Source organism: Mediterranea massiliensis (genome assembly GCF_900128475.1).
Taxonomy (GTDB): Bacteria; Bacteroidota; Bacteroidia; order Bacteroidales; family Bacteroidaceae; genus Bacteroides; species Bacteroides massiliensis_E.
Map to the genome: position 1 here is coordinate 312536 of NZ_LT635838.1, position 15535 is coordinate 328070.

Genomic DNA, 15535 nt, shown 5'->3' on the forward strand with positions numbered 1-15535 from the left:
TTTTCAAGCAGAAGACGGCATACGAGATGTAGCGGGCCACGGCCTTCACCTCAGGCACGGCGTCATGTGGACAGCAGGGCAGGCCGCAGGTGCGCATCACCTCGAGGTCGGGGATGTCGTCGCCCACGTAAAGGATTTCCTCGTCGCACAGGCCGTAGCGGTCGCGGAAGTCGCAGTAATCGTGTATCTTGACGGAAGAACCCAGGTAGATGTTCTCCTCCTTCAGCCCCAGCGACAGGAAACGGCGGCGCACCGCCTCGGTCCGTCCGCCGGTAATGATGCCGAGCAGCACGCCCATCTTGGCTGCCAGATGGAGCGAATAGCCGTCCTTGATGTTGACGGTACGCATGGGCTCGCCTTCAGGGCTCATGGGAATGACGTTTGCACTGAGCACGCCGTCCACATCGAACAGCAAAGCCCGTATCTTCTTTAAATCATAATTGATGGTACTCACGATGGTTTGATTCGTTTAATAGGGTTTCACAAAAAGTTTCATCGGTTGAAACCATTGGTTTCATTGCTTGAAACCGATAGTTTCATTGAATGAAACCAATGGTTTCTTTAAATGAAACTATGCCAACCGATGGATATCGTCACTGAGCAGGCGGTAGAGCTGCTGCATTTCGGGCTCGTCGGCCAGAATGTCGAGGTGCTTGTCCATGACGCCCATGTCGTAGCGGACGGCCGGACCCGTCTGTGCCAAGCGAGGCGACAGTTCGTGTACCTTGCGCGCCGTCTCGTCGATAAGGGGCAGCAGGACGTCGAAGGGCAGGTCGTGCTTCTGCAACAGCCGTTCGGCCAGAGCATACATGTGGTTGGTGAAATTGCAGGTAAAGACAGCCGCCAGATGCAGGTTGCGCCGTTGTTCGGAAGTAGCTTCCAACACCTTGTGCGACAACGCCGAGGCTATCTGCTTGAGGAAACGCACGTCTTCCTCCGTACGGCCTTCCACGAAAATGGGTATCTCGCGGAAATCCACCAGCCGCCGCTTGCTGAAGGTCTGCAAGGGATAGAACACGCCGTAGCGCTCTGCATGCCCCTGCCAGATGTCCATCGGGATGCTTCCGGCCGTATGCACCCAAAGGGCCTTCTCCCTGCCTGCCGTCAGCTGAGGCAAAAGCTCCGTCAGTGCATCGTCCTTGACCGACACCACGTAGAGTTGTGCATCGGTCGACACGCCTGACAGACTGGTCGTGTAGTCGGCCTCCACGGCCTGGGCCAGCGTACGGGCCGACTCCTCCGTGCGGCTGTATATCTGTACCACCCTAAATCCCTTCCGATAGAGCGCAACAGCCAGGTTGGTGGCCAGGTTACCCGCTCCGATGAAAACGACGGGTGTATCTTCTATGCTTCTTTTCATTGTCTTTGTGTTATCGGGTTGCAATAAAATAGAGAATGATGCCTATGACCAGCAAGGCCAGCGGCAACAGATAGGCCGACATGGTACCCAGCAGAGCCGTGATCAAGCCAAAATTCAGTACCAGCCAGAGACCGGCCAGCACCAGCCCTACCGACTTGTCGTGCTTTACGAACAGGAAGATGACGGCCGTATAAAGCAGGAAGTTGTCCTTCTGCATGACCCACGGCAGCCCCAGCGCCGCAAAGTGTACCAGCTTGTCCAGCAGGTAAAGTATGCCGAAGACCATCAGCGTGATACCGGTGGCCTTGTACGTATCCTTGTTGTTATTCGCCTTCGCCGCACTCACCGCCGTTTCCTCCGTATCTGTTCAGATGAATTTTCTCCCATTGCAGGTGCTCTTCGTTGAAAGGCTTGCGCTCCATGCCCTTATGGCCGATGGCAATGATGCTGAGCACCTGAAGCTGCAGGGGGATGTCCAGCACCTCGTGCACATATTCGTCCGACGAAACGCCGGGCGAGGCAAACCGCTCGCGCACCTGCACCCAGCAACTTCCCAGCCCCAGGTCTTCGGCCTGCAACTGAAGGTAGATGGAAGCGATGGAGGCATCCTCAATCCATACATCGCTCGCCATGGGATCGGCCATGACCACCACTGCTAGCGCCGCATCGGCAATGAACTGCGAAGCCTGCTCCTTGCAGCAAGACAACTTCCGAAGCACCTCCTTGTCGTCTACCACCACGAACTGCCAGGAGTTGCTACGCTTCGACGTAGGTGCCATCAGGGCCGCCTTCATCAGCGCCACCACTTCTTCCTGCGTCAGTTCCTCGTCCGTAAACTTGCGCATGCTGCGGCGGTTCTTTATCAAATCACTGAAACTTTCCATGTCTGATTCTTATTGTTAGATGAGAAGAAGATAGGACCTTCTCCCCCGATTAAACTTGATAAACGTTGCAAAGATACGAGAATATTTTCTAAATTTGCCGATGATGCCTTTGAAACTGACGACATATCATGCGGGAAGTGACATCCCTCCCCTGCCGGGAAACGACACCTTCCACTCGACGACCCTGTTCCGCATCTACGAAGCGACGCCGGGATACAGGCCTCTGCTCATCGTGGCCAGTCTCGACGGACAGCCTGTAGCCCGCCTCTTGGCCGTCGTCAGGCGCAGTGTCCGCCTGTTTCCTCCCAGCATCATCCACCGATGTGAAATCTTCGGAAACGGAGAATACCTGACGGACGGCATCGACCCCGAAGCCGTCTTCAGTGACATGCTCCAGCGGCTCACGGAAGAGGCACTCCGCGACTGTTTCCTCATCGAGTTCCGCAATCTGCCCGACGCCCGCTTCGGTTACCGTTCGTTCCGCTCTTGCGGATACTTTCCCATCAACTGGCTCCGCGTCCGCAACTCCTTGCACGACACTGACCGCACCGAGGCACGCTTCAGCCCCTCACGCATCCGGCAAGTCAGGAAAGGACTGAAAAACGGTGCCGAAGTGCGGGAAGCCCAAACCGGCGACGAGGTCAAGGCATTTGCCCACATGCTCCACCACATCTATTCCTGGAAGATACGCCGCCACTTCCCCAGCCGGGAGTTCTTCGAACAGCTGGCCCTGCAGGCCACAGCTCCACAACGGCAAAGCCGCATCTTCATCGTCACCTACAAAGGCAGAATCATCGGCGGCAGCGCCTGTATCTACTCGGGCAACAATGCCTATCTATGGTTCTCGGGCGGCATGCGCAAGACCTATGCTCTGCAATACCCGGGCATACTGGCCGTATGGAAAGCCCTGGACGACGCCCGCCGCAGGGGCTACCGCCACTTGGAGTTTCTGGACGTGGGACTTCCGTTCCGCCCCCATAGCTACCGCGAATTTGTACTCCGCTTCGGCGGAAAACAAATCAGCACCCGGCGTTGGTTCCGCTTCCGCTGGAAGTGGCTCAACCGGGTGCTGACCTGGATTTACGAATAACCGTCAATCTACTTCACTTTGAATACCACCGAAGAATAGGCGCCCAACTTCACCAGCGTCTTCCCCTCTTCGACAGCCTGCTCCGCATGGCCCGACACGGCCACGGCTTTTTCCACTTCGTCGGTCAGCGGAAACTCCACTTCCACTCCTCCAAAGTTATGGAATACAAGCATCTTTTCTTCGCCCTTCGTCATGTACCACGCTGCCAACGACTGGTAGGACTTGTTCGTTTCATTGTAGACAGCATGTCGGCTCATGATTCCTTCGGCCAAAGCCGGATAGGTGTTGCGCAGGCGTGTAAAGGTGAGGTAGGTGTTCAGCAACGAGCTTTCGTCCTCCTGCTGCTCGGCTACGGACTTCACCGACGAAGCCACGCCAGCATCCACCTTGCCGGTATAGGCAGTGGTATAGCTGTCGCCCCACAACATCGGGCCGCGCACATATTCGTCGCCCTTTTCCTTGGTGCCATACAACCCCAACTCTTCACCATAATATATATAAGGCGAACCGGCCGCCGTCAGCAATACCGCAGCCGCCAGCCTGCACTTGTCGGCCGACTTGCCCAACTTGGACGCCGTACGGTCTTCATCGTGGTTGGACAGCTTCGTCGCTTCGATATAGTCACTGCGATAGGATGCATATTCCTGCTGGTAGCCCATAATATCCTTGGCGAAGTAGCAGCCGGTAGCATTGTTGATGGCCCACTCCAGCCGGTACCAGAACGAGAAATCGAACAAGGCAGGAAGACCGGCATAATAAGGCGCTACCTCGTTGTGTTCCGAAAGCACCTCACCCACCATATAGAAATTATCCGTCTTTCCCGTTAGCTTGTAATACGCATTCATATCGTTATAGAACGTATTCAGGAAACGGGGATTTTCATCGGACGTAGCATTGTGGTAGATGTGTTTCACGGCATCCAGACGCAATCCGTCCACGCCTTTGTCCACCCAACCTTTGGCAGCATCGGTCATGGCAAGATACGTCGGATTGGCAGACACGGCATCCACCTTACCATAATTCAAATCAGCAAACCAATCTGTACAGAAGTGCGAATGATAGTACCAAAGGTTCATTGATTCAAACAGGATATCGGCAGCTGTCTTGTTGTCCAACGCAAACGGTTCGCCCAGCTTCACTTTGGCAGACTTGGACGACGCACCGTATTTCGTACCGCCGTCCCAAGTCGTATTGCTGGTACGTATCAGGAACCCCCAGGACGAAGCAAAGTCTACCGTCAGGTCGTAGATTCCGTTTCCACGGTCATAGAATTTCTTGCAGACCTCATTACCATAATACAGATACTTGGCACCGGCGGTACTTGTATCGGGATTATCGTCATCCGGCGTCTCTGCCTGGGTTACCGTCACCGTGGGACGAGCCGCATCCGACCAGTCGAGCACAAACTTGTAACACCCCGTCATTTCGTCATCAGCCGAAGTCGTTGAAAACCATTCGCCCGCATTGTATCCGCCTGCCCCTTCCGTAGCAATCATGGGAATCCTACCAGCCGCAATATCAGCTGCCGGATCCTGTGAGAAGACATAATAGTCCCGATATTCACTCTCGGGCGATGCCTTGGCACTGACAAACCACGGATGGTCCTTACCGGTATGGTTCATCACATAGTCCAGATAGACCTTGATGTTCCGCTGATGCGCTTCCGCCACCAGGCGTTCAAAGTCGGCCATCGTTCCATATTGAGGATTGACCGCTGTATAGTCCGTCACGTCATATCCATGATACGACATGGCCGGGTGAATGGGCGAAAGCCAAATAGCCCCTACTCCCATCTGCTGCAGATAGTCCAGCTTGGCAGTGACCCCATTGAAGTCGCCAAATCCGTCTCCGTCACTATCCGCAAAAGAATATACCAAGAGCTGATATGAGATATCAGCCCGCTTCTGGTTGTCCCAGGTGTCGGGAGTTGCGATGACAGAAGACCATTCGGTCGGTGTCGGTTCAGGGTCGGGTTCGGGAGTTGGTTCAGGAATGGGATTATTGCTGTCCGAACAAGATACAAATCCTAATACCAGTAAACTTATTAAAGAGAGAATAAAAAATCTATCGCTAAATCTCAACAAATAATGCATGACAATCTACTCCATTGGGTTATTAGGTAAATAAAAAAATCCAAAGTAAAACAGAAAATCCACTGGACAAAGACATATCCTCAAGAAAGACAAAGATTCTTGCAGAATATCCTTTCCCCAGTGGATTCTACCAAATTACATCAAAATCCAGACATAATTTGTCAATTCTTGGTCAGAGTACAATAAATATTATCAGAAGCACTTCGAGTCATATATACAGTAATCGTGTAGTTTCCTGCTTCTTCTACTGCAATATCAGATCCATCTTGAGCCAGATTGCTGACATCACCACCTAAATTGATATTCCAATCACCGTTAGCTCGGAATTTAAACTTTCCAGCACCCAAGTTGGTAGTCACACTCCAAGTAGCATCTGTTGCATTATACACCAATGGTGTATCAGTATTCCATCCACCAACAGTTGCATCACCAATGATTCCCCAAGTGGTAGCAGTTACCTTAAGTGCTCCCGTTGCTACATCGGCAACAATATAATAAAATGCAGGAGTAGCTACATTAAAGTTGGTTCCTTCGCCAAGAGTTATTTCGGGACTATAAGTAGAGAAATCATTATAGTTATATTCACCATCTGCCCAACTTGCATCGCGGCTCTTATTGAACTTAAAGTCACCATCCAGATAACTAAAGCCCGTATACAATCCATCGAAATTGAGAGAACGCAATGCCGGAGCATTAGAAGTATTCCATCCTTGATGATTACCAGGCAAATAAATGAATTCTGTGAAATCAACGGATAATGTCACCTTTAACTCTATAGACGTTGTAGCTTTCATAACAGATTCTCCCGCAGAAATAAAGGCACTCAACGAACTCGAGATGGTACGTTCGACAGGAGCCTGACCAAACAATGAAACCACCGCATCCGTCAATTCTGAAACGTTTGCCTTACCTTCCAAACTTACAGGCAAATTATAAGTCCCCTCCAACAGTAATTCATAGGAAGAAACCACATCAGATTCTCCCATGGTTACAGACGGTGTAAACAATACAATAGAATCAGCAGTGACATCCGCCATATTTATAGGATCAACAGCCACGGCAGACAAAGAAACGTTTCTGCCTTCTTCCTGTTCAAAACCTTGTGGCGCAGCCCAATCTGTATAATCACCCTTACATCCCACAAAAGTAAGGACCAAGAGGAACAAACAATATAAAGCTTTCTTTTTCATAATACTAAAAAAATTATATTTTCCGAGTGGAGGGATGTGCCATCAACTTCGGCACATCCCACCATCTCACATCAATCTAAGGAATAAAAGTAATAGAAGCCATTAATATCATTGAAAATAACATTATACCGGCCGGCTGGAATGGAGATATTGGCACCACCATTGGATCCGATACCATACGGGAAACTTGTTCCTCCCCAGTTAACACCCCAACCGTCAGCACTACCACCTTCGCCAGGACCTACTTTGAATTTAGCGGTTGTATCTCCAGAAGTTGCATCCAATTCATACTTCCAAACATGATTGTTCATGCCTTCCACGGTATTTACCGGAGACATTGCAACATCAGTCCATCCGTTAAAATCACCTTGCATCATGATATGATAAACGTCTGGAGCCTCCACCGCCTCAATTGTCAATACATCTGTAGCTGTATTCAACTTGATTGAATAATAGCCACTTGTTGCCACCTGCAAGTTCGAAGAACCACCATCATTCTTCACAGGACTGTCAATACCTGCAGCAGAAGAATTACCCCATTGATTATCCCAGCTGCCCGGGGTCTTGATCAATTTAAAGCCTTTGCCTGCCAGGAAGTAACCGGTAAAGATAATTTCTCCCTGACCGGTAGTTGCATTATATTCATATCCGTCCACGATAGACATCGGTATCAATGATACGCCAATATTTCCGGGACCATCATTTCCCCACGTACCGTCACCGATGCAATCGCCAACCAGATACCAAATCTCTGGCTCAGCATTCACAACAGGCATATAATAGGGGAACACAGACAACGCAATGGAGTTCGAATAACACTGGTAACCAGAAGTCAATGTGGCTCTTAAACGAATGTAAATCTTCACTGCTTCTTTGGGGACAGTTTCTTCATCATATCCACCCAGCTGCATAATCGCCCGATCAATCTGCGAAGTTTCCACACCAAATTCACAAGTAGACGAATTACCATTCAGCTCTACATAAGTAGCCTCCGACTCTTCCGTCGCGTCATTCCATTTATCGGTCATTGATACCTGTGCATAATAAGTGACAGCTGCAGTATAACCATAATCAGGTTGTTTATAAGTCAATTGTATATACGAGGATTTCTCCAGATCATATACATTACCACTCAATGCAGGTGTATTCAATTCAAATGTATCAGGCTGCTGGACAATGGGATTGGAATCATTATCGTCTTCACAGGCTGTGAACAGACTCAAGCCTATCCCCAGAAACAATCCAGCCAATATATTAAACTTTTTCATACTTTATTCATTTTAATAAATTAATAACCAGGATTTTGGGTCAGGTTGCTATTATTGGTCAAATCATTTTCAGGAATAGCAAAAATATTCATATAGCTGCCAAACTGGGCACCATCATAAGTACCACCCATCCATTCCCATTTATAGGAAGCCTGTCCACCGAAACGGCCGAAACGAATAAGATCCATACGACGACGTCCCTCAAACCAGAATTCTTTTGACCATTCGTCCAAAATATTGTCCAATGTATAAACATTCTGAGTAGCCGCATTTGCACGTCTGCGCAAATCATTAATCTTTTCTGAAGCATCTGTATTGGCACCGTTCAAGCGAGTAGAGGCCTCGGCATAAGTAAGATAGGCTTCTGCAATACGGAACAATGGCAAATCGGTATTCACATAATCAATGACTTGATTGGGCTGACCATCCGAACGTACATTTCTAAACTTAACACAACCATAACCGGCAGCCTGTTCGCTTTCGTCATCAATAGACGGGGTAAATCCTTCACCGTAGAACAAAGCACGGTCATCGTTAGCAGCAGCAGTCATTGCAGCTACAGAGTTGGCAGCCGGTGCTGCACTGGTTGGGAAGAACTTATCCAGCAACTGCTGACGTACTCTTGTACACCGGTTCCAACTGTTATTCGTTCCGGAAGGAACATTGACACTCATGTCCGAACTATAGGCAGCAAGTATCAGGAAGTTCATTCCACCATAGCTTTTAGTGGTTACACCATCAAACAAAACTGGGAAAATCATCTCATAACGAGCTTCTGTCTCATTATTATCGGCAAGGAACAACATCTGATATGGAGAGTAAACTTCACCTGTCGAAGGATTGGTTGCCCCCACTGTACACAGATGATAATAACCATTATTGATTACCTTGTCTGCATAATTCATGGCATCCTCCCAGCGGGCGGTACCTGTGTATACTTCCGCATTCAAATAAAGTCTGGACAACAGATTCCATACTGCAACTTTATCTACCCGACCATAAGTGTTCTGCCCGGCATCAGCCATAGCATTTACACAATCCAATAATTCAGATTCAACGAACTCAAAAAACTGCGAACGGGTATAGCGTTCAGCCAAATCCGAAGTGACAGTTGTCACAAATGCAGCATTGGCATACATATCCATCACATAATAATATTGTAAGGCACGGATAAATCGCACTTCAGCCCGCCTCATGGCTGTCTCAGGAGTACCATCTTCTGGAACTTGCTCCAAATAAAAGTTACATAATGTAATCGTAAAATATAAACGATAGTAAAAGCCTACTGAAAATACGTTACTAGCACCATAAGAATTATGAAGCAAATCGGGTACACCGGCATCTGTTGCCCAAACCCAATGAGCTTCGTCCGTTGTAAATTCATTCAGATACCAAGACATACGATAGAAATCGGACTGACCTTCATCAATGTCTGTCACGTCACCGCTACCGGCAGGACCTGTCTGACCTGTCAAAGCAAAACTGGCATATACTTTATTGAATAAAGCATCATTGTCTGCCTCCATTGTTTGTTGCGGATTGATTGGAGTGACATCCAAATCACCGACACAAGATGTATTCCCCATCAACAGTGCCAGGCTTGCCGCAAAAATAAATGCTTTTATTTTATTAAATTTCATATTCCACAAATTTTAAATGATTAGAAATTAAGACTAACTCCCAAAATACCCATAAAAGGACGGGGATAAATGTTGCTGTCATATCCACCGTTGACTTCGGGATCCAATCCTTTATACTTCGTAACAGTAAATACATTCTGAGCTGTAAAATAGATTCGTCCACCTAAAGCAAGCTTTCCTATCTTGTCAAAAGAATAACCCAAAGTAATGTTGTCACACTTCAAATACGAAGCATTTTGAATAAAGTAGTCAGACAGGGCATCAGTTGAAGAAACTTGTTGCCAATTCTTAGGCCTTGTCATATCCAATACATTATGCCACGTAGACCCAGAATAAGTACTGGAAGAAGAAAGATTAGAATTGCTGCACTCAACCGCATTGTAATTGTAGTTGCCCAAACTTGCGCGCAAAGAAAAACTTAAATCCCAATTCTTATAAATCAACTTAGATGTGAGTCCCATTAGTACATCGGGATCTGCTTTCTTATAGAAATAACGGTCGTCACCGTTGATTACACCATTACCGTCGCGGTCTACAAATTCGCCTTCAATGGGCTGGCCATTCTCATCGTAAACCTGCTGATAAGTGTAATAAGCAGTAGACGGCTGGCCTACTGTCCAACCCTTAATACCATCCGAGCTTCCTGCACCTACGGCACTGCCACCGTATTGTACAACATAGTCATCGCCCTGACTGGCTACCAGTTCATCGATTTCATTGGAGTTCCAGGTTACATTATACCCAAGTTCCCAACTCCAGTCCTTCATCTGGATTGCACGCCATGTCAATGCCAGTTCCACACCTTGATTATGCAAGGAACCGATGTTGCTTGTCAGCTTATTGGAGAAATTTGAACCTGCGGCAATAAACACGGTATTGATCAAGTCCGTTGTTTTACGATAATAATAATCGATATTGGCCGTCAAACGGTTATTCCAGAAGCCCAAGTCAATACCGGCATTATAGGTTGTTGTTTTTTCCCAGGTCAGATCCGAATTATATGCATCGGGACGATAGGTTATTCCATTGCCGACAATCGGATAATAGGCGCCTTGAGAGTTAGGAGTATAAGATGCGAAATATGTATAATCGCCAATACCTTCCTGCTGTCCGGTAATACCATAGCCCAAACGAAGTTTCATGTCAGACAGTACATCCACATCTTTCAAGAATGCTTCTTCCTTCAAACGCCAGGCCAAAGCAACTGACGGGAATATACCCCAACGATTATCCGGGGAGAAACGTGAAGAACCGTCACCACGCAAAGTTGCCGTCAACAGATACTTGTCTTTATAAGAATAGTTCAAACGTCCAAAGAAAGAAACCAGATAGTTTTCAGTCTTATACAATGTATTCTCCGATGGATTATACTGTTGACCCGGGAATTCTTCGTGAGAGTCTTGATAGTATCCACAATAGAAATAATCAGTTTCTTTATGGAAGTGCTGCCATTCGTAACCAGCCATGATATCGAAATGGTGGTCTTCCGTAAAATCTTTCGTATATTGCGCATAGGCGTTCAATGAAAGATTATAAGTATCCATCGTATTCCAACCATAGTTGCCATAATAATAGTTGCCCGTATTATAGAAATAGGGAGAATAGCTTTGATTGGTTTCTCCCGAAGACAGGTTCATACCACCATTGACATGCAGACGCAAATCTTCCAATCCATGTACCTTGTAGTCCAACTCCGCATTACCCATCAATACCTTGGACTTACCCGTATTGGTATGCAGATTCAAGATGGCCACAGGATTACCGACCGCCAGGTTGTTCACGCCATATTGCCAGACAGGATCATAATCTGAAGCATACGGCCACTGCCAGTATCCTCCATAATTCTTCTGACCGACTTCCGTATTGTCATACACGGGCTTTGTCGGGTCCATCGAAGCGGCAGCACCGATAGCGCCTTCATCTGCATAATCGGTATTCGAATACATTCCCTTGGCATTCAGGTTGACATTCAAGTGATTGTCAAAGAATGAGGGAGCGATGTTAAAGCTTGCCGTATAACGCTCAAAATTGGAGGTTTTCAAGATACCGTTCTGATTGGTATAGCCGAAAGACACGCGGTAGGGCATGTTTTTCAAGCCTCCAGAGACCGTGATGTTATGGTCCGTGCTGATAGCCGTACGATAGATTTCGTCCTGCCAATCGGTATTGGCGAACAAGTGGTTGCCGTTTGCATCATAATATCCCAAAGACTGATATTCGGCACTGTTCAAGAAGTCTTCGTCCGAATAGCCGAACAAGTTCTGGACATAGTCCATATAAGCAGGTCCGTCCAGAACATCTACCGTATTCTTTACTTTACTAAACGATACATTTCCATTGTAGGCAACTTTGGGTTTTGAACCTTTGGAGCCCTTCTTTGTCGTAATCAGAATAACACCGTTTGATGCTCGAGAACCATAAATAGCGGTTGCCGAAGCATCCTTCAGGACGGTAAAGCTTTCGATATCATTCGGATTTACCATAGAAAGCGGATTGGACAAACCCTGAACACCATAACTGTCCATAGCCAAACCATCGATTACAATCAACGGATCGTTCGAGGCGTTCAAGGAGGAACCACCACGAATGCGGATGGTAGCTCCACCACCCGGCTGACCACCATTGGTCTGTACATTTACACCGGCAATCTTACCCTGCATCATGTCCTGAGCATTAGTTACCAAACCTCTGTTCATTTCATCGGGTTTGATAGCTGTTACAGAACCGGTCAAGTCGTTCTTTTTTACAGAACCGTAACCGATGACCACTACTTCACTCAGAAGTTCGGCATCATCCTCTAACGTAACGACTACCGAAGCTGCAGCAGCCACCTCGGCCGTCTTGTAACCTATGAAGGAGACTTGCAAAGTGGCTCCCTGAGGAACCGTCAGTGTAAAGTTACCGTTCAGGTCGGTAATCGTACCGTTCGACGTATTACCTTTTTCCACTACATTCGCGCCTATCACTTCAAGCCCCGTGGCGTCCTTCACAAAACCTTTCACGGTGACCGTCTGTGCATAAGCGCCTACACACAAGAACATCCCTAAAAAAAGGGTAAGAATCATTTGGTAGATTCTAAGATTAACTTGCTTCATGCACTTAAAAATTAAAGTTAACAATAAAATTATCTCTTCTAAATCATTGGACGTCGTCAGACGCCGACATACTCAGTGCGCATGGCGCACCGCAACAAAAGTATAAGTTTAGCGTTTATCTTGGTTCAACGAAAGAAGAAAAGATGTCGATGAAACCATGCAAACGATTGCATCATGATGTGCATAGCCGACATACCATGAAAAAAAAATCGGGTATCCCTACACAACGTAGGCATACCCGACTTAACTTCAAAATCCTATAAAAATCCGGAAAACCGATCTGACTGAGGGCTTCTCCGCCGGGGCTTTCCGACGAAGCACTGCATGGCACTCTGACGAAGTGCTTTCTGAAGGTGTGACGAAGTGCTTTGTCAGGGTGTCATGCAGTGCTTCGTCAGGAGGTAAGGAAGTGCTTCGTCAGAGGGTCAGAAAGCACTTCGTCAGCGCGTCACGTTCAACGTGAGCTTGGCAGACTTCAAACCTTTGGCCTTTGCCTCAAACACCAGCTGGCCGGATTCGGTACCCGTCTGCACGATGGCCGTCAGCTGGCCACTGAAGGCGTGCATGCGCGGCAGGTGGAAAAGGTCCAGGCAGGTGGCATCACCATTGGCGGCCGCACGATAGGTACCCGCTCCCTTGACGGAGAAAGTTACCAGACGGTTGTCGGCCGGGCAGAGGTTACCCTCCTTGTCCACCACGCGAACAGTGATGTAAGCCAGGTCCTTGCCGTCGGCCGTGAGCTGCATGCGGTCGGCCACCACTTCCAGGTGATGGGACTTGCCGGCCGTGCGCACAATCTTCTCTTCGGCGGGGCGGCCGTCCTTGTCGTAAGCCACAACTTTCAGTTCACCGGCTTCGTAGGGCACATCCATCCACATCAGGCGGTAGCGGCGTTGCAACCACAAAGCATCCTTTTCCTTCAACGAAAGCGCTGTTTTCGCATCCAGTTTACGCTGCTTTCCGTAGCTCTTCCCGTTGACGAAGAGTTCAGCTTCGGGGTAGCTGGTGTAGACAAAGACGGGCGTGTTCTCCCCTTCCCTGCCGGGCCAGGTCCAGTGGGGCAATACATGAAGGGTGTTATCGCGCTTGTTCCAAAGGCTGCGATAAAGATAGTAACGGTCTTTGGGCAGACTGGCCAGGTCGATGATGCCGAACACGGAGCTATGGCTGGGCCATGCGTCGGTGTCGTAGGGCGAGGGTTCGCCCAGGTAGTCGAAGCCTGTCCACACGAACTGGCCGAGCGTCCAGTCGTAGTCATCGGCCAAAGCAAAGTCCTCATCGGGCACATTCGACCACGAGCAGGCCTCCAGGTCGTAGCCGGAGCACTGATGGTCGTCGTACATGGCCTGCTTCTTCAGCTCGGCGGGAAACTTATAGACGCCACGCGAGCTGACGGTAGAAGCCGTCTCGGAACCCAGTACCAGGTTCTGGGGCAACTGGCCGTAAGCCTCCACATAGCGATGCGTGCGGTAGTTGAAGCCAGGCACATCGAGCATGGCGGCAAAGCCATTGCCCAAGACGCAGGATACCTGATCCATGCCGCAGGTGACGGGGCGTGTGGGGTCTTCGCGATGGCAGATGTCCTGCAGGAACGAGGCCACCTTGTAGCCTTCGGGGCTGCACTGGGTAGGCACTTCGTTGCCAATGCTCCACATCACCACGCTGGGGTTGTTGCGATACTGGCGGAGCATGTTCACCATGTCCTTCTCTGCCCACTCGTTGAAGAAGCGGTGGTAACCGTTCTCACACTTGGCGATATCCCATTCGTCGAAAGGCTCGAGCATCATCATGAAGCCCATCTCATCGCAGAGCTGTACCAGCTCAGGCGCAGGCATGTTGTGGGCGGTGCGGATAGCGTCGCAGCCCATATCCTTGAGCAACGTCAGCTGGCGGCGAAGGGCGGCCACATTGATGGCGGCACCCAGCGGGCCGAGGTCGTGATGATTACATACTCCCTGAAACTTGCGATGCTTGCCGTTGAGGAAGAAGCCCTTGTCGGCCACAAGTTCGATGCTTCGGATACCGAAGCGGGTGACGTATTCGTCCACCTGACGTCCGTCCACGTATATCTTCGAAGAAGCCTTATATAAATAAGGTGTCTCGGGGCTCCACAACTGAGGCTTGTCCACGAGGAAGTTCTGCTCGAAGGGCTTGCCGTGGTTGATTTTCATTGTATTGTCCTTCACGGCCACCACCTGTCCCTCGGGCGAAAGGATTTCGGTAACGATGCGCACATCCTGCCGGCCGGCACCCTCGACGGTGGTCTTCAGGCAGACGGAGGCATAGTCGGCGGCTACGTGAGGCGTGGTGAGCTGGGTACCCCATACGGGCACATGCACCGCCTCCGTGGCCACGACACGCACGTTTCTGTACAAGCCCGCACCCGGATACCAGCGGGAAGACTGGGGGCGGTTCTCCAACCGTACGGCCAATACGTTCGGCTGACCATCTTTATATATATAAGGTGTAACGTCGCAATGGAAGGAATTGTAGCCGCAAGGCCAGAAGCAGGCTTCCTGCCCGTTGACGTAAACACGGGCCTCGCTCATGGCGCCGTCGAAGACGAGCGACACCTGCTTGCCCGCAGGAGTGTCGAACGTGGTGCGATACCACCCCACTCCCACATAAGGTAAGCCGCCCGTGCGGCCTGTTTTCACCGAAGCAGCCGTCTCGAGGTTCTGCGTCACGGCCACATTCTGCAAGTCGTTGCTACGGTCGAAGGGACCGTAGATGGCCCAGTCGTGGGGTACGGTGACCGTCTCCCACTTCGTGTCGTCAAACTCCGGCTTCATGGCTTCGGCCACGTCACCCTTCGTAAATCTCCAGTTCTTCTCCAACAACGTCTCCGTGCGTTGCTGGGCGGCCACCATCCAGGCCAACAACAGGCAACACAAGGTTGCCAACATTCTTCGGTT

The 15535-nt window shown here is 49.4% G+C and carries 11 protein-coding genes; 1 reads left to right on the plus strand and 10 read right to left on the minus strand.

The annotated features are described in order from the left end of the window. From BQ7483_RS18380 to BQ7483_RS11320, 4 genes are all read right to left on the minus strand, one after another. Window positions 1-454 (minus strand): KdsC family phosphatase (locus tag BQ7483_RS18380; protein WP_072545963.1); only part of this gene is annotated, 454 nt, incomplete at its 3' end. Window positions 455-571: 117 nt separating this feature from the next. Next, window positions 572-1360, minus strand: a complete 789-nt coding sequence (locus tag BQ7483_RS11310) for a Rossmann-like and DUF2520 domain-containing protein (protein WP_072545964.1) — start codon at window positions 1358-1360, stop codon at window positions 572-574. Window positions 1361-1370: 10 nt separating this feature from the next. Beyond that, window positions 1371-1706: a hypothetical protein gene (locus BQ7483_RS11315; RefSeq protein ID WP_072545965.1), complete on the minus strand. Its 336-nt coding sequence runs from the start codon at window positions 1704-1706 to the stop codon at window positions 1371-1373. Next, on the minus strand, window positions 1684-2244 hold the full coding sequence (locus BQ7483_RS11320; protein WP_072545966.1) for a nitroreductase family protein: 561 nt from the start codon (window positions 2242-2244) through the stop codon (window positions 1684-1686). The genes BQ7483_RS11315 and BQ7483_RS11320 overlap by 23 nt, the downstream gene beginning before the upstream one ends. Before the next feature lie 103 nt (window positions 2245-2347). On the opposite strand from BQ7483_RS11320, the gene BQ7483_RS11325 reads away from it, so the two are divergent. Continuing rightward, the gene (locus tag BQ7483_RS11325; protein WP_072546239.1) at window positions 2348-3334 is read left to right on the plus strand and encodes a GNAT family N-acetyltransferase; all 987 of its coding nucleotides are present in this window, start codon (window positions 2348-2350) and stop codon (window positions 3332-3334) included. Window positions 3335-3342: 8 nt separating this feature from the next. On the opposite strand, the gene BQ7483_RS11330 is transcribed toward BQ7483_RS11325, so the two are convergent. The 6 genes from BQ7483_RS11330 to BQ7483_RS11355 all read right to left on the minus strand — a co-directional run bounded on the left by BQ7483_RS11330 (window position 3343) and on the right by BQ7483_RS11355 (window position 15526). After that, complete coding sequence (locus BQ7483_RS11330) at window positions 3343-5427, minus strand: alpha-amylase family glycosyl hydrolase (RefSeq protein ID WP_072545967.1); 2085 nt, start codon at window positions 5425-5427, stop codon at window positions 3343-3345. Window positions 5428-5588: 161 nt separating this feature from the next. Continuing rightward, entirely contained in the window at window positions 5589-6617 is a 1029-nt protein-coding gene (locus tag BQ7483_RS11335) for an Outer membrane protein SusF domain-containing protein (RefSeq protein WP_083535720.1), read from the minus strand. 71 nt (window positions 6618-6688) lie between these two features. Beyond that, window positions 6689-7885, minus strand: coding sequence for a SusE domain-containing protein (locus BQ7483_RS11340; RefSeq protein WP_072545969.1), 1197 nt, complete (start codon window positions 7883-7885; stop codon window positions 6689-6691). A 20-nt stretch (window positions 7886-7905) separates the two neighbouring features. Beyond that, window positions 7906-9525: a RagB/SusD family nutrient uptake outer membrane protein gene (locus BQ7483_RS11345; RefSeq protein WP_072545970.1), complete on the minus strand. Its 1620-nt coding sequence runs from the start codon at window positions 9523-9525 to the stop codon at window positions 7906-7908. 20 nt (window positions 9526-9545) lie between these two features. Then, on the minus strand, window positions 9546-12620 hold the full coding sequence (locus BQ7483_RS11350) for a SusC/RagA family TonB-linked outer membrane protein (RefSeq protein WP_072545971.1): 3075 nt from the start codon (window positions 12618-12620) through the stop codon (window positions 9546-9548). 440 nt (window positions 12621-13060) lie between these two features. Further along, on the minus strand, window positions 13061-15526 hold the full coding sequence (locus BQ7483_RS11355; protein ID WP_235847366.1) for a glycoside hydrolase family 2 TIM barrel-domain containing protein: 2466 nt from the start codon (window positions 15524-15526) through the stop codon (window positions 13061-13063). Between the last annotated feature and the right edge of the window lie 9 nt (window positions 15527-15535).

Excerpts from the sequence above, each read along its gene's own strand:
- BQ7483_RS11310 (WP_072545964.1), bottom strand. The coding sequence starts at position 1,360 with ATGAAAAGAAGCATAGAAGATACACCCGTCGTTTTCATCGGAGCGGGT.
- BQ7483_RS11320 (WP_072545966.1), bottom strand. The coding sequence starts at position 2,244 with ATGGAAAGTTTCAGTGATTTGATAAAGAACCGCCGCAGCATGCGCAAG.
- BQ7483_RS11325 (WP_072546239.1), top strand. The coding sequence starts at position 2,348 with ATGCCTTTGAAACTGACGACATATCATGCGGGAAGTGACATCCCTCCC.
- BQ7483_RS11330 (WP_072545967.1), bottom strand. The coding sequence starts at position 5,427 with ATGCATTATTTGTTGAGATTTAGCGATAGATTTTTTATTCTCTCTTTA.
- BQ7483_RS11335 (WP_083535720.1), bottom strand. The coding sequence starts at position 6,617 with ATGAAAAAGAAAGCTTTATATTGTTTGTTCCTCTTGGTCCTTACTTTT.
- BQ7483_RS11340 (WP_072545969.1), bottom strand. The coding sequence starts at position 7,885 with ATGAAAAAGTTTAATATATTGGCTGGATTGTTTCTGGGGATAGGCTTG.
- BQ7483_RS11345 (WP_072545970.1), bottom strand. The coding sequence starts at position 9,525 with ATGAAATTTAATAAAATAAAAGCATTTATTTTTGCGGCAAGCCTGGCA.
- BQ7483_RS11350 (WP_072545971.1), bottom strand. The coding sequence starts at position 12,620 with ATGAAGCAAGTTAATCTTAGAATCTACCAAATGATTCTTACCCTTTTT.
- BQ7483_RS11355 (WP_235847366.1), bottom strand. The coding sequence starts at position 15,526 with ATGTTGGCAACCTTGTGTTGCCTGTTGTTGGCCTGGATGGTGGCCGCC.